This window comes from Paenibacillus caseinilyticus, assembly GCF_027533645.1.
Lineage (GTDB): Bacteria > Bacillota > Bacilli > Paenibacillales > NBRC-103111 > Paenibacillus_G > Paenibacillus_G caseinilyticus.
This window is the reverse complement of the sequence record NZ_JAQAGY010000007.1, coordinates 26,019-49,797: the sequence shown is the minus strand read 5'-3', so window position 1 is coordinate 49,797 and position 23,779 is coordinate 26,019. Positions and strand designations below refer to the sequence as shown.

Sequence of the window (23,779 nt, the reverse complement as noted above, 5' to 3'; positions counted from 1 at the left end):
AGGAGTGAACGGAATGTCTGACATGCAGTATTATCCATTAACGAACGCGCAGCAGCGGATTTGGTATACCGAGCTGCTCTATCCGGAGACGTCGGTATCCCAGCTCTCCGGTACCGTGAAGATGAAGGGCCGGCTCGACATCACCGCTTTCATGAAGTCCATCAATATGGTTATCGAGCAGTACGACGCCTTCCGCCTCCGCATCACCTCAGTGGACGGCGAGCCCCGGCAGTATGTGGTGCCGTACCAGGAGAAGCAGTTCGAGTGCATCGACTTGACTCACTTTGGCAGCGTCTCCGAGGCAGAAGCATGGCTCGAAGACCACAAGCGCAAGACGCTGCCTTTGTTCGACGCCGAGCTGTTCCAGTTTCTCTTTGTGAAGATCAGCGAAGACGAATACTGGCTCAATACGAAGGTCCATCATATCATCTCGGACGGCATCTCGATGGTGCTCTTCGGCAATCAGCTGACAGAGTATTACATCGAGCTGATCCAGGGGAACGAGCCGGCGATCGCGGGGGATTGCTCGTATATCGACTATATCGCTGCAGAACAGACGTATGAGCTCTCTGACCGTTACCGCAAAGACAAGGCCTACTGGATGGATAAATTCGCCGATCTTCCCGAATTGACCGGCTGGAAAGCCTATAACCCGCTGACGCTCAGCACGGCTGCCGTGCGGGAGCATTATACGGTACCTGAGGGGTTGTATAACGAACTGCAGGCATTCTGCCGGGAACACCGCATCTCGCTGTTCCAATTCTTTATGGGCGCTATGTATATCTATATGCACAAAGTCACGAACCAGCCGGATGTGGTCATCGGTACGTCGCTGGCGAACCGGGGAAGCAAAAAAGAAAAGCAGACGATGGGCATGTTCGTCAGCACGGCCGCTGCCCGGGCCCATGTCGATAAGGATGCAGTGCTGCTGGGCTTCCTGCAGGGCGTGGCCAAAGATCAGATGTCGATTCTCCGCCATCAGAAATATCCGTATAACCGCCTGATCCAGGAGCTGCGCGAGACGCACCGCAACCGGGATATTCAGCGTCTCTTCGGCGTCTCGATCGAGTACCGCCCCGTAAGCTGGGTCGATGTGGACGGCGTTCGGATTCTCACGGATTACGACTTCTGCGGCGATGAAGTGAACGATGCCGTGCTCCATATCGTGGAGATGCTCGACGAAGGCGAGCTCGTGCTCCATGTCGATTACCGTTCGGAGCTCTTCGAGCGCAGCGAAGTGGACGGCATGGTGTCCCAGCTGCTGACGATCGCAGAGCAGGTAATGAGGTCGCCGCAGCTTACGGTGGGGGACATTACGCTGGTAAGCGAGTCCGAGCAGCAGTCCATCCTCGCCCTCTCCGAAGGGACGGCCGCCGGATATCCGCGCGAGAAGACCATCCACGGACTCTTCGAGGAACAGGCTCAGCGCACGCCGGACCATGTGGCCGTCGAGCTGGGTGAGCAGCATCTTACATATCAAGCATTGAATGACCGGGCGAACCGGTTGGCACGCCGTCTGAGGGAAGAGGGCGTCGGCGCCGACACGCTGGTCGGCATTATGGCAGAGCGTTCCCTCGAGATGGTCGTCGGCATTCTCGCGATTCTGAAGGCGGGCGGCGCTTACGTGCCGGTCGATCCCGAATACCCGGAAGAGCGCATCGGCTATATGCTCGGGGATTCGGGCGTGCGCCTGCTGCTTACGCAGAGCCACCTCGTGGCGCGTGCGGCGTTCGGCGGCACGATTCTGGATCTCGGCGACAGCGCCTCCTATGCGGAGGACGGCTCGAACCTCGAATCCGTCTCCGGTGCGGAGCATTTGGCTTACGTCATCTACACCTCCGGAACGACCGGCAAGCCGAAGGGTACGCTGATCGAGCACAAGAACGTGGTGCGCCTGCTCTTCAACGAGAAGAACCTGTTCGATTTTGGCCCGCAGGATACGTGGACGCTCTTCCATTCGTTCTGCTTCGATTTCTCCGTATGGGAGATGTACGGGGCGCTGCTGTACGGCGGGCGGCTCGTCATCGTTCCCCCGCTGACCGCGAAGAGCCCGGAAGCCTTCCTGGAACTGCTGCAGCACAGCCGGGTCACGATTCTCAATCAGACGCCGACGTATTTCTATCAGCTGCTGCAGGAAGCCTTGAGGCATCCGTCGGCCGAGCTCAGCCTGCGCAAAGTGATCTTCGGCGGCGAAGCGCTGAGTCCCGCCCTGCTGAAGGACTGGCATGTCCAGTATCCGCAGGTCCAGCTCATCAACATGTACGGGATTACCGAGACTACCGTCCATGTAACCTACAAAGAGATCACAGAGAGAGAAATCGCTGCAGGCAAAAGCAATATCGGCACGACGATCCCGACGCTCAGCGCCTACATTCTCGACGAGCAGCGGCGTCTGCTGCCTGTCGGGGTGCCGGGTGAGCTCTATGTGGCGGGCGACGGACTGGCGCGGGGTTATCTGAACCGTCCCGAGCTGACGGACGAGAAATTCGTGGCGCACCCGTACCGTGACGGCGAACGGATGTACCGGACAGGGGACCTGGCCCGCTGGCTGCCGGACGGCAATATCGAGTACCTCGGCCGGATCGACCATCAAGTCAAAATCCGCGGGTACCGCATCGAGCTCGGCGAAGTGGAGGCCCAGATCCTCAAAGCGCCGGATGTGCGGGAGACGATCGTCCTCGCACGCGAGGACGAGTTCGGGCAGAAGCTGCTCTGCGCCTACTATGTGGCGTCCGGCGAGCTGACGCCGGGCGAGCTTCGCGGGATGCTGGCCGGCGAGCTGCCGTCCTACATGATCCCCTCTTATTTTGTCCGTCTGGAAGCCATGCCGCTTACACCGAACGGCAAGCTGGACCGCCGGGCGCTACCGGCACCGGAAGGCAGCCAGCAGTCCGGCGAGGCCTACGTGGCGCCGAGAACCGCCGAAGAAGCCAAGCTCGCGCAAATCTGGCAGGAGCTGCTCGGCGTGGCAAGCGTCGGCGTCCGGGACAATTTCTTCGAGATCGGCGGCCACTCCCTGCGGGCGACGCTGCTCGTCTCGCGGGTGCATAAGGAATTGAACTGCAGCCTCTCGCTGCGCGAAGTGTTCCAGTTGCCGACCGTGGAAGGTTTGGCCCGCCTCATAGCGGAGCGTACGCCGTCCGCTTATGTCTCCATTGAGCCTGCGGAGCAGGGCGATGCCTATCCGGTGTCCTCGGCACAGAAGCGCTTGTACGTACTGAGCCAGATGGACGGCGGCGAGCTCAGCTACAACATGCCGGGAGCCTTGATGGTGGACGGAGCCCTCGACCGCGACCGTCTGGAGGCAGCGTTCCGCAGCCTCATCGCGCGCCACGAATCGCTGAGAACGAGCTTCCATCTATCGGATGGGGAGCCCCTCCAGCGCGTTCATGCCGAGGTGCCGTTCGCAGTCGATTTCACCGAGGAGGCCGAGGCGGACATACCATCCCATATCCAGCGCTTCGTGCGTGCCTTCGATCTTAGCCAGGCACCGCTGCTGCGTGTAGGCTTGGTCCGCCTGCGCGAAGACCGCCACCTGCTGCTCTTCGATATGCATCATATCATCTCGGACGGGGTATCGATCGCGATCCTGATCGATGAATTCACCCGCCTGTACCGTGGAGAGGCTCTGCCGGAGCTGCGGCTCCATTACAAGGATTACGCTGTCTGGCAGCGCGGGGAGCTTACGGGCGGCCGGCTGAAGGAACAGGAAGCGTATTGGCTGCAGGCATTGGACGGCGAGCTGCCGGTTCTGGACCTGCCTGCCGACAAACCGCGCCCTGCCGTCCGGAGCTTCGCCGGCAGCCGGATCGATTTCCCATTGGACGAGTCTGTAAGGCAGGCGCTCCACGAGCTGGCAGCCCGCACCGGCACTACGCTCTACATGGTGCTGCTGGCGGCCTACTCCGTACTGCTTCACCAATATACGGGCCAGGAGGATCTCATCGTCGGCTCGCCTGTGGCGGGAAGGAACCATGCGGATCTCGGCGGCACCCTCGGGATGTTCGTGAACACGCTGGCTCTGCGCAGCCGGCCGTCCGGCGCCAAGTCGTTCGGGGCGTATCTCCAAGAAATCAAAGAGACATCGCTCGGGGCTCTCCAGCACCAGGAATATCCGTTCGAAGAGCTGGTCGATAAGCTGGTGCTGGACCGCGATCCGTCCCGCAATCCACTCTTCGACACCTTGTTCGTACTGCAGAATACGGAGCAGGGCGAGCAGGAGATCGGCGGATTGACCTTCACGCCGTATGAGCTGGATACGGCCACGGCCAAGTTCGACTTGTCGCTTCATGCGGCCGAGAAGGATTCGGAGCTGGTCTTCGGATTCGAGTATGCGACGGCGCTGTACCGCCGGGAGACCATAGAGAGGCTGGCTATGCATCTGCTGCGGATTCTGGAGGCGGTCTCCGAGAATCCGGAGGTGCTGCTCTCGGAGATCGAGATGATCACGCCGCACGAGAAGGCGCAGATTGTCGATGTCTTCAACGCTACGGCAGTACCGTATCCGGCAAGCAGCACGATCCACGCGCTCTTCGCGGAGCAAGTCGAGCGCTCGCCGGAGAAGACGGCGCTCGTATGCGGCGACGTGCGGCTCACCTACCGCGAGTTGGCGGAGCGGGCCGGTCGGCTTGCGCAGACGCTGCGGCAGCTCGGCACGCAGCCTGAGCAGCCGGTCGCCGTGATGGGCGGACGGAGCGCCGAGATGGTCATCGGCATGCTCGCGGTGCTCCAGGCGGGCGGTGCCTACGTACCGGTCGATCCGGAGTATCCGGAGGAGCGGGTCCGCTTCATGCTCGAGGATTCCGGCGCGAAGCTGATGCTTGTGCAGCACAGCGGGCTCGTTACCGCTGACTACGGCATAGCGCTGGTCGACCTCAGCGCAGAAGAGGCTTATGAAGCCGGCGGGGCTAAGGCGGAACCCGCAGGGACTCCTGCCGGCGGACCGCAAAGCCTGGCTTATGTTATGTATACGTCAGGTACGACCGGCCGCCCGAAAGGGGTGATGGTCGAACACCGCAACGTCGTGCGGCTCGTCAAAGAGACGAATTATGCCGACTTCAACGAATCCACGCGGATTCTGCAAACCGGCGCGGTTGTATTCGATGCGTCCACCTTCGAGATCTGGGGGGCCCTGCTGAACGGCGGACAGCTCTATCTCGTGGACAACGAGGTGATTCTCATCGCCGAGAAGCTGAAGGAAGCGATCGCATCCTACGGCATCACGACGCTGTGGCTGACTTCGCCGCTCTTCAACCAGCTCTCGCAGCAGGATGAGCATCTGTTCGGCGGTCTGAAGACGCTGCTCGTCGGCGGCGACGTGCTCTCGGTGCCGCATATCAACCGGGTGCTGGATGCGCATCCGGGGCTGGTCATCGTCAACGGGTACGGTCCGACGGAGAACACGACGTTCTCCACGACCCACAAGGTTACGGAGCGGGTGGAAGGCTCCGTGCCGATCGGCCGGCCGATCCACAACTCGGTCGCGTACGTGGTCGACGGCTCGCTGCGCCTGCAGCCGGTCGGCGCTTGGGGCGAACTGCTCGTGGGCGGCGACGGTGTCGCTCGCGGATACTTGAACCGGCCGGACCTCACGGCGGAGAAGTTCATCCCGAGTCCCGTGCGGGAAGGCGAACGCTGCTACCGGACCGGGGACCTCGTGCGCTGGCTCGCCGACGGCACGCTGGAGTACAAGGGTCGGATCGACGAACAGGTCAAAATCCGCGGGTACCGGATCGAGCTGCCCGAGGTCGAGGCTGAACTCGCCCGGACGCCGGGCGTACGCGAAGCAGCGGTGGTCGTCCGCGAGGACGAGCCTGGACAGAAGCAGCTCTGCGCGTACTATGTGGCCGACCGGGCGCTCACGGCGGGCGAGATCCGCTTGGCGATGGCACAGGCGCTTCCCGCCTATATGCTGCCTTCGTACTTCGTACAGCTCGAGCGGATGCCGCTGACGGCCAACGGCAAGGTGAACCGCAGGGCGCTCCCGGCACCGAAGGCCGGTGCCGACACGGGCCGTACCTATACCGCTCCACGGACACCGGAGGAAGCGGCCCTGGCCTCCGTCTGGGAGAGTGTGCTGGGCGCGGAGCGGGTCGGGATCCACGACCATTTCTTCGAGCTCGGCGGCGATTCCATCAAGGCGATCCAGGTCTCATCGCGCCTCCTGCAGGCGGGCTACCGGCTCGAGATGAAGGAGCTCTTCCAGGCGCCTACGATTGCCGGCCTCGGTCTCAAGGTGAAGCCGGCCGGCAGGCAGGCGGACCAAGGACCGGTAAGCGGGGCGCTCCGGATGATTCCGATTCAGCGCTGGTTCTTCCGCCCGGAACAGCAGGATTCGCACCACTTCAACCAGGCGGTCATGCTGTTCAGCGGGCAAGGCTTCGAAGAAGAGGCGCTGCGCCAAGTGGCGGCTAAGCTCGCGGAGCATCATGATGCCCTCCGGCTGGTGTTCCGTCAGACGGAACAAGGTGTCGAAGCATGGAACCGCGGTCTTGGCGAAGGCGAACTCTACGAGCTGCGTATGGCCGATCTGCGGGAGGAAGCGGATCCCGCCGCGGCTGTCGAACGGCTGGCGGACGGGATCCAGCGCAGCATCGATCTGGAGGAGGGGCCGCTGTTCAAGCTCGGCCTGTTCCGCTGCCCGGAAGGGGACCATCTGCTTCTAGTCATTCACCACTTGGCAGTCGACGGGGTCTCCTGGCGGATCCTCTTTGAAGACTTCGCGGCCGGCTACGAACAGGCGGTCCGCGGGGAAGCGGTCGCCTTCCCGCCGAAGACCGACTCCTTCGTGGCTTGGGGCGAAGCCCTGCACCGCTACGCGGAGAGCCCGGAGATGGAGAAGCACCGGGCTTACTGGCGGGCGCTGGAAGAGGAGCGCCTGCAGCCTCTGCCGAAGGATGAGGCTCCCGCAAGCCTGCTGCTGCAGGACAGCGAGTCGGTCACCGTGCAGTGGAGCGCCGAAGAGACGGAACAGCTTCTGAAGCATGCGCACCGCGCTTACCGGACGGAGACGAACGATCTGCTTCTGACGGCGCTCGGACTCGCCGTCTCCAAGTGGTCGGGCATCCACCGCCTGGCGGTCAATCTCGAGGGGCACGGCCGCGAGCCGATCGTCCCGGATCTCGATATAACCCGTACGGTAGGCTGGTTCACCAGCCAATATCCGGTGATTCTGGATGTATTGGAAGGCGAAGCCGGGGGAACGGGCTCGCTCATCAAGCAGGTGAAGGAGAGCCTGCGGCGCATCCCGGACAAAGGAATGGGGTACGGCCTGCTCCGATCCTCTTCGGAGGCAGAACGCTTCGGAGGCGGCCTGCGCCCCGAGATTTCGTTCAACTATCTGGGGCAGTTCGACCAGGATCTGCAAGAGAGCGCGCTGCAGATGTCGGCGTACGGCACCGGCAGCGCGCAGAGCGGAGCCGCGGCTCCGGCTTATGCCCTCGATATCAACGGCATGATCACGGGCGGCGAGCTGTCGCTTACGATCACCTACAACGGCAGACAGTACCGTACCGCCACGATGGAAGGGCTGGCGCGGCATTTGGAAGAGAGCCTGCGCGAGGTACTGCGTCACTGCGTCACAAGAGAACATGCCGTATTGACGCCAAGCGATGTGCTGGCGAAGGGACTCGGCATTGCCGAGCTCGAGGAGCTGGTCCAGCGGACCGCCCACCTCGGGGATGTGGAGAACGTCTACGGCCTCACCCCGATGCAGAAGGGGATGCTGTTCCATGCCGAGCTTGAGCCGGGCACGGGAGCGTACTTCGAGCAGGCGGCTTTCGATCTCGTCGGAAGCTTCCAGCCGGACCTGTTCGGCCGCAGTCTGAATGCGCTCGTGCGGCGACATGCGATTCTCCGCACGAACTTCTACAGCGGGTGGGCCGGCGGGCCGCTGCAGGTCGTCTTCCGGGACAAGCGAGCCGAATTCGTCTACGAGGATCTGAGAGGGATGAATGACGCCCAGCGCGACGCCTACCTGTCGGCCTTCGCCGCCGAAGACCAGTCCCGGGGCTTCGACCTTGCCGAGGATGCCCTGCTGCGCGTCTCGATCCTCCGCACGGGAGAAGAAGACTACCGTCTCATCTGGAGCTTCCATCATATCGTGATGGACGGCTGGTGCATCCCGCTGATCACGCAGGAAGTGTTCGAGCATTATTACGCCGGACTGGAAGGCAGAGACCCGCGCCTGGCTGAAGTGACGCCATACAGCCGTTACATCGAATGGCTGGACGGGCAGGACCAAGATGCCGCGGCCGACTATTGGAGAGGCTATCTGGCAGGCTACGAGCAGCAGACGGTGCTTCCGCTGACGCGTGCCGCCGGCCGCCAAGCCGGTTATACGGCGGAGAAGCTGGTGTGCACGCTTGGGCCGTCCTTGACGGGACAGTTGGAGCAGGCGGCTAAGTCGTCGCACGTCACCGTGAACACGCTGCTGCAATCCGTCTGGGGCATCGCGCTTCAGCGCTATAACCGCAGCAGGGATGTGGTCTTCGGCAGCGTCGTCTCGGGAAGACCTGCAGAGATTCCGGGCGTCGAGCGCATGATCGGTCTCTTCATCAACACGACACCGGTGCGCGTAACGACTGAGGAGAACCTCAGCTTCTCCGAGCTGGTGAAGCGGCAGCAGGAACGCTATCTGGCGTCCCATGCCCACGGGACGTACCCGCTGTTCGAGATTCAGGCGCAGACCGAGCAGAAGCAGGATCTCATCTCGCACATTATGGTGTTCGAGAACTATCCGGTCGAAGAAGAAGTCGAGCGGCTCGGCGGAGGCGAAGACCTCTTCGAGATTCGGGACGCCGCGCTGCTCGAGCAGTCCAACTACGATTTCAACCTGATCGTGCTGCCCGGAGAAGACATGGCGCTGCATTTCCAATACAACGCGCTCGTCTACGACCGGAAGGATGTCGACCGCATCCGGGGCCATCTGGTCCATCTTCTCGAACAGATCGCAGCAGACCCGGGCATCCGGGTGGATGACCTGGAGCTGATTACGCCGCAGGAGCGGGAGCTCATCCTGGACGTGTGGGGAGCTACGGCGGCCGGCTATCCGGACCGCACCACCTACCACGGCCTCTTCGAGGAGCAGGCCGCGCGTACGCCGGATGCCGCAGCGGTGATCTGCGGTCAGCACAGCCTGACCTACGGCGAGCTCCAAGAGAGGGCCAACAGGCTGGCGCACAAGCTCCGCTCCCTGGGCGTGAAGACCGGCGATCCGGTCGGATTGCTCGTAGGGCGGTCGCTCGAGATGGTGGTCGGCGTCTACGGCATCCTGAAGGCCGGCGGCGCGTACGTGCCGATCGATCCCGAGTATCCGGAAGAGCGGATCGCCTACATGCTCGGCGATTCGGGAGCGAAGCTGCTCCTGACGCAGAGCGGTCTGCGGGAGCGTGCCGGATGGCAGGGCCCGCACCTGTTCCTCGACGAAGCTTCGTCGTACAGTGACGATACTTCCACACCGGCGGACGGAGCCGGGCCGGACGATCTCGCTTATATCATCTATACGTCGGGTACAACCGGCCGTCCGAAGGGCGTAGAGGTCGAACACCGCGGCCTGTGCAATGCAGCCCAGGTGTACCGGGAGCTCTTCGGCTTGACGGAGCAGGACCGCGTCGTGCAGTTCGCGAGCCTGTCGTTCGACGCTTCGGCTTCGGAACTGCTCATGACGCTGAGCAGCGGAGCGGCCTTGTATATTCCGCTGCCGGAGGTCATCTTGAACTATGCTTCCTTCGAGTCGTTCCTGACGGACAACGGCATCACCGTCGCGACCCTGCCGCCGGCCTATGCGACCTACCTGGAGCCGCAGCGTCTGCCGTCGCTGAGATGCCTGCTCACGGCGGGCTCGGCCGCTTCTCCTGAGCTGATCGGGAAGTGGAAGGGACATGTGCGTTACTTCAACGCTTACGGGCCGACCGAAGACTCCATCTGCACCACGGTATGGTCCGCCCCGGACGACGAGTCGGCTGTGGAGGTCGTTACGATCGGCCGTCCTGTTGCCAACCACCGCGTGTATATCGTCGATGAGCGCGGCAGCTTGCAGCCCGTCGGCGCAGCCGGCGAGCTCTGCGTGGCCGGGATCGGACTCGCAAGAGGCTACCACGAGCGCCCTGACCTGACGGCGGAGAAGTTCGCAGCGAATCCGTTCGCAGCCGGCGAGCGCATGTACCGGACCGGGGATCTGGCCCGATGGCTTCCGGACGGGACGATCGAATACCTCGGCCGCATCGACCAACAAGTCAAAATCCGGGGTTACCGGATTGAACTCGGCGAGGTGGAAGCACAGCTGCTCCGGCTGCCGTCGGTCAAGGAAGCTGTGGTTACGGCTCACCAAGACCCTGACGGGCAGAAGGACCTCTGCGCTTACTTCGTGGCAGAGCGCCAACTCGCCGCAGGCGAGCTGCGGGAAGCGCTCGCGGACGCCGTGCCGGGGTATATGATCCCGACGTACTTCGTTCAGCTCGGGGGCATGCCGCTGACGCCGAACGGCAAAGTCGACCGCAGGGCGCTGCCTTCGCCTGTAGACCGCGCGTCTGCCGAAGAAGCCTTTACCGCCCCTAGAACGGCGGCCGAGCGTGAGCTGGCCGTCCTCTGGCAGGAGGTTCTCGGCGTGAAGAACATCGGGGTGCAGGATAATTTCTTCGACCTCGGCGGGCATTCGCTGCGGGCAGCCCTGCTCGTCACGCGAATCCGTAAGGAGCTGAACCGCGAGGTCAGTCTGCGAGAGGTATTCCAGTCGCCTACGATCGAAGCGCTGGCCGGGGTGCTGGAACAGCGGGATGCCGAGGCGGCCTCCGATATACCGGCCGCTGGCGCCAGGGAGTATTATCCTGTGTCCTCAGCCCAGAAGCGGCTGTTCATTCTGAGCCAGCTCGAAGGCGGGGAGCTCAGCTATAATATGCCGGGCGTGCTTCAAGTGGAAGGAGCCTTGGACCGCGGACGGATGGAAGAAGCGTTCCGTGCGCTGATCCGCCGCCACGACTCGCTGCGCACCCGTTTCCTCACTGTGAACGGGGAGCCGGTGCAGCAGGTGCTGGCGGAGGTGCCGTTCACCCTGAATTACGAGGAGCTTGGCGAGGAGGAGGCGCAAAGCGCGGTCCGCGGGTTCGTGCAAGCCTTCGACTTGGGCACAGCCCCGCTGCTGCGCGCCGGACTCATCCGGCTCTCGGCGGAGCGCCACCTGCTCTTGTTCGATATGCATCATATCGTCTCCGACGGCGTCTCGATGAACCTGCTTGTGGAAGAATTCATCCGCCTCTATCAAGGGGAGGAGCTGCCGCCGCTGCGGATCCAATACAAGGATTATGCGGTATGGCAGCAGGAGCAGCTCGGCAGCGGGCGACTTCAGTCGCAGCAGGCCTACTGGCTCGAAGCCTTCCGCGGCAGCCTGCCGGTGCTGGATCTGCCGGGGGATGAAGTGCGGCCGGCCGTACGCAGCTTCGCGGGCGACCGGATCGCCTTCCGCCTCGACTCCGAACTGAGCCGTTCGCTGCAGGAGCTTGCCGCGGCATCCGGCTCCACCCTGTACATGGTGCTGCTCGCCGCGTATACGGCGCTGCTGCACAAGTACACCGGCCAGGACGACATTATCGTGGGTTCGCCGGTAGCCGGCCGGTCCCATGCGGATCTGCAGGGGCTCATCGGGATGTTCGTCGGCACGCTCGCGCTGCGTACGTATCCAGAAGGGGACAAGTCCTTCGCCGCCTATCTGCAGGAAGTGAAAGAAACGGCGCTGAAGGCCTTCGAGAACGGGGATTACCCGTTAGAGGAGCTCGTGGAGAAGCTGCAGCTGCAGCGGGACCTCAGCCGCAATCCGCTCTTCGATACGATGCTCGTGCTCCAGAATACGGAGCAGGGCGAACAGGAGATCGAGGGGCTGCGCTTCACGCCTTACGGCAATAGCCATCCGGCGGCGAAGTTCGATCTGACGCTCACCGTCACCGAAGCCGGGGATGCTCTGGAGTGCACAATCGAATATGCGACCGCCATCTTCAAGCGGGAGACGGCCGAGCGGATGGCCGGCCACTTTGCACAGCTGCTCCGTACCGCGGCAGCGAATCCGCAAGGAACGCTGGCGGCCATCGATATCGTCACACCGCAGGAGAAAGCGCGGTTGGCCGAATTCTGGAGCGCCGCTCCGGCAGATTATCCGCGGGAGAAGACGATCCACGGGCTGTTCGAGGAACAGGCCGCCCGTACGCCGCAGGCGGTGGCGGTCGTCTGCGAAGAAGTGTCGTTAACCTACGGCGAGCTGAGCGGACGGGCGAACGTATTGGCCCGCAGGCTGAAGGAACACGGCCTCCAGCCGGACGGACTCGTCGGGATTCTTGCGGAGAGGTCCGTGGAGACGGTCGTCGGCATTCTGGCTATTCTGAAGGCCGGCGGGGCCTATGTTCCGGTCGATCCGGACTATCCGGAAGACCGCATCCGCTTCATGCTCGAAGATTCGGGGGCCGGACTGCTGCTGGCGCAGCCTCATCAGGCGGACCTTGTGTCCTTCTTCACCGGGACCATCCTGGATCTGTCCGGCACGGTGTCCGAAGGCCCGGAGGCAGAGAACCTGGAAGTGGCGGCCGGACCGGAGAACCTGGCGTATGTTATCTACACGTCCGGCACGACGGGAAGGCCGAAGGGGACGCTGATCGAACACCGCAACGTGGTGCGGCTGCTCTTCAACGACCGCAATCTGTTCGATTTTGGTCCGGAGGACACGTGGACGCTGTTCCACTCGTTCTGCTTCGACTTCTCCGTCTGGGAGATGTACGGCGCGCTGCTGAACGGCGGCCGTCTCGTGATCGTGCCGGCCATGACCGCGAAGAGCCCCGAAGGGTTCCGTCGTCTGCTTCAGGAGCAGAAGGTCACGATCCTCAACCAGACACCTACGTACTTCTACCAGCTCATGCAGGAGGAACTGGGCCGCGGCACAGCCGAGCTCGGCCTGCGCATGATCGTCTTCGGCGGGGAGGCGCTGAGCCCGGCCCTGCTGCGGGATTGGAGAGCGAAGTACCCGCATGTGCAGCTCATCAACATGTATGGGATTACCGAAACGACCGTGCACGTCACCTACAAAGAAATCACGGAAGCCGAGATCGCGGCGGGACGCAGCAATATCGGGACCGCGATTCCGACGCTGCAGGCGTACATTCTCGACGGACAGCGGCGTCCGCAGCCGGTCGGCATCCCGGGAGAGCTCTATATCGCCGGTGACGGCCTGGCGCGCGGCTACCTGAACCGGCCGGAGCTGACGAGCGAGAAGTTCACCGATCATCCGCTGGCGGCGGGTGAGCGGGTATACCGTTCCGGAGACCTGGCGCGGTGGCTGCCGGACGGCACGATCGAATACCTGGGCCGGATCGACCAGCAAGTCAAAATCCGGGGCTACCGGATCGAGCTGGGCGAAGTGGAAGCGAAGCTGCTCCGCGCCCCGGCGGTCAGGGAAGCCGTCGTGCTGGCGGCCGAAGACGGCAGCGGACAGAAGGCGCTCGCTGCCTACTTCACGGCGGAGCGGGCATTGACGCCGGCCGAGCTGAGGCAAGCCTTGGCAGCCGAGCTGCCGGGATATATGATTCCATCTTACTTCGTGCAGATGGAGCAGATGCCTCTGACGCCGAACGGCAAGCTGGACCGCAGGGCGCTGCCGGCCCCTAGCGCCGGCCTCGCGACAGGCGCGGCTTACGCGCCGCCCGGGACGGCGGCCGAAGAAGCGCTGGCAGCCGTATGGCAGAGTGTGCTCGGAGTGCGGCAGGTCGGGATCCACGACCACTTCTTCGATCTCGGCGGGGATTCCATCAAGGCGATCCAGGTGTCTTCCCGGCTGTTCCAGGCCGGATACAAGCTGGAGATGAAGGATCTCTTCAAATATCCGACGATTGCGGAGCTGAGCCCGTTCCTTCAGGCGGCAGGCCGCATGGCAGAGCAGGGCGAGATCCAGGGCAAGGCGGAGCTCATGCCGATCCAGCGGTGGTTCTTCGAGCGCCACACGGCGCAGCCGCACCATTACAACCATGCCGTCATGCTGCACCGGACGGACGGGTTCGACGAAGCGGCGCTCCGGCAGACGATGACGAAGCTTGCCTGGCATCATGACGCGCTGCGCATGTCGTTCCGCGCCGTGGACGGCGGGTACGAGGCATGGAACCGGGGAGCGGCCGAAGGGGAGCTCTATACCCTGGAGGTGACCGACGTACGCGGTTGCGAGGATGCCGCAGCCGCCGTGGAAGCCAAGGCGGACGAGATCCAGAGGGGCTTCCATCTGGAGAAGGGGCCGCTGCTGAAGCTGGGTCTGTTCCGCGCCGCGGACGGCGACCATCTGCTGATCGCTATTCATCACCTGGTCGTCGACGGCGTCTCCTGGCGCATTCTCTTCGAGGATCTCGCGGCGGGTTACGAGCAGGCGCTGGCCGGGAAGGAGATTGCGCTTCCGCACAAGACCGATTCGTTCTTGCTGTGGTCGCAGCAGGCGGCACAGTATGCCGCTGGCGAGGCGCTTGACCGGGAGCGGGCCTTCTGGAGCACCACGGAGAAGGCAGAGCTTGCCCCGCTGCCGAAGGATACGGCGGAGGAAGCGGGGACGATCCGTGACAGTGATGCGGTGACGGTCGCATGGTCCGCGGAAGAGACCGAGCTGCTCTTGCGCCGGGCGAACCGGGCGTACCATACGGAGACGAACGACCTGCTCCTGACCGCGCTCGGCATGGCGGTCCGGGAGTGGTCGGGCCTCCAGCGGGTGCTCGTGAATCTCGAGGGACACGGACGCGAGCCGATCGTTCCGGGGCTCGACACCACCCGTACCGTCGGCTGGTTCACCACCCAGTATCCGGTCCTGCTGGACCTCGGGCATGCCGGGGAGCTCTCCGCCACCATCAAGCAGGTGAAAGAAGGGCTGCGGGCGGTACCGAACAAAGGCATCGGCTACGGGCTTCTGAAGTACTTGGCCGCACCGGGAACCGGCGATGCAGGCTTCACGGCCGAGCCGGAGATCTCCTTCAACTATCTCGGACAGTTCGACCAGGATCTCGACGGCAATGCCCTGCAGCTTTCTCCTTACTCCGCAGGCCAAGCGCTGGGAGATCAGACGCCGCTGCATTATGCCTTGGATCTCAACGGCATGATCGCCGGCGGGGAGCTCTCGCTGTCGATCACCTACAGCAGCAAGCAATACCGCAGGGAGACGGTGGAGTCGCTGGCATCCCTGCTGCAGTCGAGTCTCAGCGAGGTGATCCGCCACTGCGCGGCGCAGGAGCAGCCGCAGCTGACGCCGAGCGATGTTCTCTTCCGGGGCTTGTCGATCGGCGAGCTGGAGCGGTTGACCGCAGAGACGGCCCATCTCGGCGAGATCGAGGATGTGTACAAGCTGACGCCGATGCAGCAGGGCATGCTGTTCCACAGCCTGCTTCATCCGGGTTCTTCCTCGTACTTCGAGCAGGCTTCGTTCGAGCTTCACGGCGCCTTCGATGCGCAGACGTTCGCGGAGAGCTTCCAGGCGCTGGCATGCAGACATGCCGTCCTGCGGACGAATTTCTTCAGCGGGTTCGGGGATCAGTCCTTGCAAGTGGTATTCAAGGAGCGCCCGATCCCGCAGACGGTCTTGGATCTGCGCGGGCAGACTCCGCAGGAGCAGGAAGCGGCCTTCGCCGCCTATGCGGCGGACGATATGGCCCGCGGCTTCCGGCTGGACGAAGACCCGCTGATGCGGGTGGCGGTTGTGCAGACGGCGGACGACCGCTGCCGCGTGCTGTGGAGCTTCCACCACATCATCGTCGACGGCTGGTGCATTCCGATCATCACGCAGGAGCTCTTCGAGCACTACTCCGCGCTGCGTCAGAACAGACAGCCCGCCCTGCCTGCGGCCCATCCGTACAGCCGGTATATCGAATGGCTGGAGGCGCAGGACAGCGAAGAAGCGGCATCGTACTGGAGCCGCTATCTCGAAGGCTACGAAGGACAGACGGCGCTGCCGGCAGGGAGTGCCAAGGCGGCGCAGGCCGGTTCTCAGAGCTATGATCTGCAGGAGCATGCCATCGGTCTCGGCGAGGAACTGACGGGCAGACTCGAGCTTGCCGCGAAGCGGCACGGGGTGACCGTCAACACGCTCATGCAGACGGCTTGGGGGATCATCCTCCAGCGGTATAACGACAGCACGGATGTCGTCTTCGGCAGCGTGGTGTCGGGCAGACCGGCGGAGATCCCGGGCATCGAAAGCATGGTCGGCCTCTTCATCAACACGGTGCCGGTCCGCGTACAGGCCTCGGAAGACGAAGCCTTCGCCGACGTGCTCCGGCGCGTGCAAGCCCAGTCCCTGGCGGGCCGCGCTTACGACACGCATCCGCTCTACGAGATTCAAGGCAGGACCGCCCAGAAGCAGGATCTGCTGTCGCATATCATGATCTTTGAAAATTACCCGCTGGAAGAGCAGGTGGAGCAAGGCGGCGCGGACAGCGAGTCGCTGGAGGTAGCAGACTTCCGCATGTTCGAGCAGACGAACTACGACTTCAACCTGATCGTCATCCCGGGCGGGGACATCCGGGTATGCATCCGGTACAATGCGCTTGCCTACGAGCCGGCGGCCATCGAGCGGATCGGTGGGCATCTGCTGCATATGCTGGAACAGACGGCGGCACGGCCGGAGCGTCCGGTGGGCGAGCTCGAGCTCGTCACTGCTGAGGAGCGCGCGCAGCTGTTCGGCCTCGCTTCGGGAGCCCGTGCGGCCTACCCGCGGGAGCAGGCGATTCACCGTCTGTTCGAAGCGCAGGCGCGCCGGACGCCGGATGCCCTTGCCGCCGTCAGCGGAAGCGGACGAATGACCTACCGCGAGCTCGACGAACAGGCGAATCGGCTGGCCACTGCGCTGCGGGCCCAAGGTCTGCGGAGCGAACAGGCCGTCGGCCTGCTCGCGGACCGTTCCCTGGAGCTGCTCGTCGCCATACTCGGCGTGCTCAAAGCAGGAGGAGCCTATGTACCGATCGATCCGGAATACCCGCAGGATCGGATCCAGTATATCCTGGAGGATTGCGGCGCCCGGATTCTGCTGACCCAGAGCCATCTGGCGGGACTGGCCCCATTCGACGGAGTCCGTCTGGAGCTCGACGATCCGCAGATGTACGTCGGCGAGGCGGTAAGCCCAGAGGCCGAGGTGAAGCCGGACGATCTGGTGTATCTGATCTATACTTCGGGTACGACAGGCCGGCCCAAAGGCACCATGATCACCCATCAGGGCCTCGTGAATTACATCTGGTGGGCGATGGATGCCTACACCGGCGGTGAGCCGCTGACGTTCCCGCTCTACTCATCGATCTCGTTCGACCTGACGGTGACTTCGATTTTCACTCCGCTGCTCAGCGGAGGAACGGTGCGGATCTACGAAGGCATCGACAAGGCGGAGATCGTCCAGCATATCGTGCGGGAGAATGCCGTCGACATCCTCAAGCTGACGCCGACCCATCTGGGCCTGCTCAAGGAGATGAGCCTGCCGGCAGCCCCGCGCATCCGCAAGCTGATCGTGGGCGGGGAGAACCTGACGACGCATCTGTCGCGGACGGTCACGGAGCTCTTCGGCGGCCATGTCGAGATCTACAACGAATACGGCCCGACCGAGACGGTCGTCGGCTGCATGATTCACCGCTACGATCCCCAGGCCGATACGCGGGAGTCTGTGCCGATCGGTGTGCCTGCCGCCAACGTGGACATCCACATCCTGGACGCGCAGCGCCGCCTCGTGCCGGCGGGCGTGGCCGGAGAGATGTATATCGGCGGCGATGGCGTAGCCCGCGGCTACTGGAACCGGCCTGAGCTCACGGAGGAGAAGTTCGTACCGAATCCGTTCTCGCCGGGAACCCGCATGTACCGCACGGGCGACTTGGCCCGGCGTCTGCCGGACGGCACGATCGAATACCTGGGGCGGATCGACCACCAGGTCAAGATCCGCGGTTACCGGATCGAGCTCGGCGAGGTCGAGGCGAAGCTGCTGGAGCTTCCGCTCGTGGAAGAAGCGGTCGCCGTCGCTTGGGAAGACGAAGCCGGACAGAAGGCGCTCTGCGCCTACTTCACGGCCGGCCGGGAACTGGCCGTCAGCGAGCTGAGAAGCCGGCTGGCCGGCGAACTCCCCGGCTATATGATCCCGTCGTACTTCGTGCAGCTGGAAGCCATGCCGCTGACGCCGAACGGCAAGCTGGACCGCAAGGCGCTTCCGGCGCCGAGCGCGGGCGTAAGATCCGGGGCGGCTTACACCGCTCCTCGTACAGAGCCCGAGCGTATCCTGGCCGCCGTATGGCAGGGCGTGCTCGGCGCGGCGCAGATCGGCATCCATGACAATTTCTTCGAGCTCGGCGGCGATTCGATCAAGTCGATTCAAGTCTCCTCCCGGCTGCTGCAGGCCGGCTACAAGCTGGAGATGAAGGATCTGTTCGCCCATCCGACGGTCGCGGAGCTCGCTCCGCGGGTTCAAGCCGTCCTCCGGATCGCCGACCAAGGCCCGGTGAGCGGGGAAGTGACCTTGACGCCGGCACAGCGCTGGTTCTTGGACCAAGCACCGGCCGAGCCGCATCACTTCAACCAATCGGTGATGCTGTACAGCCCTGATGGCTTCGACGCCGAAGCGCTGGCTGCGGTGCTCCGGAAGCTTGCCGAACATCATGACGCCCTGCGTCTTGTGCTCCGGCAAGGGGAGCACGGCTATGAAGCGTGGAACCGCGGCCTTGCCGAGGGCGAATTCTACAGCCTCGCGTCTTATGATCTGCGGACGGAGGAAGATCCGGGGGCGGCGGTCTCCGCCTATGCTGATGCGATCCAGCGGAGCATCTCCCTTGAAGAAGGGCCGCTTCTCAAGCTTGGTCTGTTCCGCTGCCATGACGGGGACCACCTGCTCATCGTCATCCATCACTTGGCGGTCGACGGCGTGTCGTGGCGGATTCTCTTCGAGGATCTCGCCGAAGGCTATGGGCAAGCTCTGCGGGGTGAGCCGGTGTCGCTGCCGCCGAAGACCGATTCGTACCAAGCCTGGGCTGAAGGGCTTGTGCGGTATGCGTCCCGTCCGGAAGCGGAAGCTGAGCGGACGTTCTGGGAGAGCGCCCTGGGCGAAGGCTTCGAGCCTCTGCCGAAGGATCGACCTGACGGCGAGCGGCTCGTACAGGACAGCGAGGCCGTCACGGTACGTCTGAGCCGCGAAGAGACGGAGCAGTTCTTAAGAGGCGCGCACCGCGCTTATACGACGGAAGCGAACGATCTCTTGCTGACCGCGCTCGGCATGGCGGTGCAGGCATGGACCGGCAGCAGCCGCGTAGGCGTGACCCTTGAAGGGCACGGGCGGGAACCGGTCGTGCCGGAGCTGGACATCTCTCGCACGGTAGGCTGGTTCACAAGCCAATACCCTGTCGTGCTGGACATGGAGGCAGGACTCCCGATCGGCGACCGCATCAAGCGGGTGAAGGAAGGGCTGCGCCGCATCCCGAATAAGGGCGTCGGGTACGGCATTCTGAAGTATCTAAGCGGAGCCGCCGGGGATTCCTTCGGCCAGGCCGAGCCGGAGATTACCTTCAACTACCTGGGGCAGTTCGACCAGGATCTGGCCGGCAGCGGTCTGCAGGTATCCCCTTACCCTACAGGCTCCGACGTCAGCGGCCGGACGCAGCAGCACCAGGCTCTTAGCATCAACGGCCTCATCGCGGACGGCGAGCTGCAGCTCTCGGTAAGCTACAACAACCGGCAGTTCTTCCGCGAGACGGCAGACCGGTTCGCGGGGCTGCTTCAACAAGCCCTGAGCGAGGTGATCGGCCACTGCGTACGCCAAGAGCGGACGGAGCTGACCCCAAGCGACGTGCTGCTCCGCGAAGTTACGCAAGAGAAGCTCATCGAGCTGGAGGAGCGGACACGGCATATCGGCGCCATCGAGAACATCTACAAGCTGACGCCGATGCAGAAGGGCATGCTGTTTCACAGCCTCCTGGAGCCCGGCTCCGAAGCTTACTTCGAGCAGGCGCGCTTCGAGATCAAGGGCAGCTTCTACGCGGCGGATTTCGAGAGGAGCTTCGGGGAGCTGACCCGGCGTCATGCCGTGCTCCGCACGAATTTCTTCGCCGGCTGGGGCGAACACCCCGTACAGGCCGTCTTCCGCGAACGCCCGGTCGGCTTCCTCACCCAAGACCTCCGCGGTCTGGGCGAGGCAGAGAAGGAGGCGAAGATCGAAGCGTTCGCCCTCCAGGATAAGAAGCAGGGCTTCGATCTCGCCGAGGATCCGCTGCTGCGAGTGGCGGTACTGCGGACGGCGGACGAGGAATACCTGCTGCTCTGGAGCTTCCACCACATCATCATGGACGGCTGGTGCATGCCGCTCGTGATCCAGGAAGTGTTCGAGACTTACGCGGCTCTCCGGGAGCAGCGTGTGCCGGAACTCCCTGCGGCGGTGCCGTACAGCCGGTATATCGAGTGGCTGGAGGCACAGGACGACGAGGCGGCTTCGGCTTACTGGAGAGGCTATCTGGAAGGCTATGAGCAGCAGACGAAGCTGCCTCAAGCGCTGCCGCAGACGCCGGGAACGGCAGGGGAGTATCTCTCCGAGAAGCTGGTCTTCACGCTGGGTTCGGAGCTGACCCGCGGCCTGGAAGCCGCCGCGAAGCGGTACCAGGTGACGGTGAACACCTTGATGCAGACGGCCTGGGGTCTCGTGCTCCAGCGCTACAACGGCAGCAGGGACGTCGTCTTCGGCAGCGTCGTATCCGGAAGGCCTGCGGAGATCCCGGGCATTGAGAGCATGGTCGGCCTCTTCATCAACACCGTGCCGGTCCGGGTGCGCACCGAGGCGGGGGATACGTTCGCCGAGGTCATGAGGAGGCAGCAGGAGCTTTTCCTCGGAGGCCATGCGCACGATTCCTATCCGATCTACGAGATTCAGGCGCAGAGCGAGCAGAAGCAGGATCTGCTCTCGCATATCATGGTGTTCGAGAATTATCCGGTGGAAGAACACCTGGAGGAAAAAGGAGCCGGCGACGGCGCCGAATTCGAGATAACCGATGTGCAGATGTTCGAGCAGACGAATTACGACTTCAACCTGATCGTGCTTCCGGGTGCGAACATGCAAGTGCTGTACCGCTATAACGCCCGGGTCTACGAGCGGGAGAGCGTGGAGCGGATCCAAGGGCACTTGGCGCAAATTCTGGAAGGCGTGGCGGCGGATCCGGGCATACGCGTCGACGAACTCGAACTGATCACGCCGGAGGAGAAAGATCAGATTATGGACGTATGGGGAGATACGGCGGCGCCGTATCCGAGGGAGGTGACCATCCACGGCATGTTCGAGGCCCAGGCCTCGCGCACGCCTGACCGTACAGCCCTCGTCTACGGGGAGCAGGAGATGACATACGGCGAGCTTCACCGCCGGGCGAACCGACTGGCCCGCACGCTGCGCGCCCAAGGCGTCGTACCGGATCAGCCGGTCGGCATCATGGTCGAACGGTCGCCGGAGATGATCGTCGGCATCCATGCCATCCTCAAAGCGGGCGGCGCTTATGTGCCGATCGATCCCGAATTCCCGGAGGACCGTATCCGCTACATGCTGGAAGACTCGGGGGCGAAGCTGCTCCTGACGAAGGCCGGCTTGCAGGACCGCTTCCCGTTCGAAGGCGCGCTTGTGCTCCTGGACGATCCGCAGGCCTATGATCCGGACGGCTCGGATCTGCAGCCGGCGGCGGGGCCGGAGCACCTGGCGTATATCATCTACACCTCGGGATCGACGGGACGGCCGAAGGGCGTCATGATTGAGCACCGGGCGGCGGTGCATACGCTGAGCCAGCTCGAAGCCGAATACCCGATGCTGGCGGGCGACCGCTTCCTGCTCAAGACGACGTTCACCTTCGACTTCTCGGTACCGGAGCTCTTCTGCTGGTTCTTCGGGCAGGGAACACTGGTCATCCTGCCGCAGGGCGCGGACAAAGATCCGGCGGCGCTGCTCGCCGCGGTGGATGCGGGACGCATTACGCATCTCAACCTCGTGCCGTCCATGCTTAGCGTACTCGTACAGCATCTGAAGGACTCGGGTATCGAAGGCTTCACCACCCTGAAATACTTGTTCGCCTGCGGGGAGACGCTGCCGGCGAAGCTGGTCGAAGCGTACTACCAGGTATCGCCGAACGCCGTGCTCGAGAACATCTACGGACCGACGGAAGCAGCCGTCTATGCGACCCGGTATACGACGACCCGCGCAACGGCGTCCCTGACGCACGTGCCGATCGGCAAGCCGTATGCCAATGTCCAGGTGTGGATGATGGACGGGGCTTCACGTATCGCCCCGGTCGGCGTGCCGGGCGAGCTCTGCATCGCCGGCGAAGGGGTGGCCCGGGGCTACTACGGCCGTCCGGACCTCACGGCAGAGAAGTTCATCGCCCATCCGTACAAGCCCGGACAGCGGATCTACCGCACGGGCGACCTTGCCCGGTGGCTGCCGGACGGCAACATCGAGTATCTCGGCCGGATCGACCACCAGGTCAAGATCCGTGGCTACCGGATCGAACTCGGCGAGGTGGAAGCGCAGATCCTCAAGGTGCCAGCCGTCCAAGAGGCTGTCGTCCTGGCGCTGCCTGACGCTGCCGGCCACCATCAGCTCTGCGCGTACTTCACAGCCGAACGGGAGCTGGCTGCCGGCGAGCTGCGCGGGGCGCTGACGGGCGGACTGCCGGGATACATGATCCCGACCGCCTTCGTCCAGCTGGCGCAGATGCCGCTGAACCCGAACGGCAAGCTCGACCGCAAGGCGCTGCCGGCACCGGAGAGCCTGCTGCGGAGCGGGGCGGACTATGTGGCGCCGCGCACGCCGGCCGAAGCGCAGCTGGCGGGCATCTGGTCCGAAGTGCTCGGGGTGCAGGAGCTCGGCGTCAAGGATTCGTTCTTCGAGCTCGGCGGCCATTCGCTGAAGGTGCTGGGTCTCATCCAGAAGGTCCAATCGGTAATGGGTGTGCAGCTTCCGCTTCAGACCGTGTTCAACCGGCCTACTGTGGAAGAGATGGCTTTCGAGGTTTCCAAGCTGCAGGCCGAGCAGGACGCGAATGGGGAAGATATGGAGATTCTCCGCTTCCCTGGAGGAGGAAACCTCAAGGTGTTCTGCTTCCCGCCGCGGGTCGGCTATGCGCTCGGCTACTATGAGATGGCACGTGAGCTGGAAGGCTTGGCCGAAGTGATCGGACTCGAATTCATCGGTGACCGGTTCCAGGGGCAGGAGATGCTGGACCGCTATGTGGAGGCGATCACCGGCTTGCAGGGTGAAGGGCCATACGTCTTCCTGGGCTACTCGCTCGGCGGCAACTTAGCATTCGAGGTAGCCAAGGCGATGGAGAGCCGCGGACACCGCGTCAGCGATCTGATTATGGTGGATGCCCTCCGGAAAACAGCCCGGGACGAGTCGACGCCGGAGCAGCTCGAAGAAGTGGCGGAAGCGGTACTGGACAGCATTGCGGACCAGTACAAGGCTTTCCTGGCCGAACCGGACGACAGACAGCGGGTCAAGAACAAAATGCTCGTCTACTCCCTCTACCGCAACGAACTCGTGAACTCGGGTGAAGTTCGGGCCGCCATTCACGCGCTGGTCGCGGAGGGCGCTTCCGCAGGTCCTGCGCAGACGCCGTCCGACAAGCTGCTCTGGCAGCAGCCGGCGCTCGGCGGGTACGAGGAATATGAGGTGATCGGCACACACGATGTGCTGCTCGACGCAGGTTATGTCGGGGAGAACGCGAAGGTGCTGAAGCAGATCCTCCGTACGATCCTGGAGAGTCAGCCGCACAGCAAAGCCGTATTGTCTTAA

1 protein-coding gene is annotated in these 23,779 nt (G+C 63.5%); it reads left to right on the top strand.

The window, feature by feature from the left end:
- Positions 1–13 precede the first annotated feature (13 nt).
- Entirely contained in the window at positions 14–23,779 is a 23,766-nt protein-coding gene (locus O9H32_RS12495; RefSeq protein ID WP_269866432.1) for a non-ribosomal peptide synthase/polyketide synthase, read from the top strand.

Coding starts and splice junctions, on each gene's coding strand:
- O9H32_RS12495 (WP_269866432.1), top strand. CDS start 14: ATGTCTGACATGCAGTATTATCCATTAACGAACGCGCAGCAGCGGATT.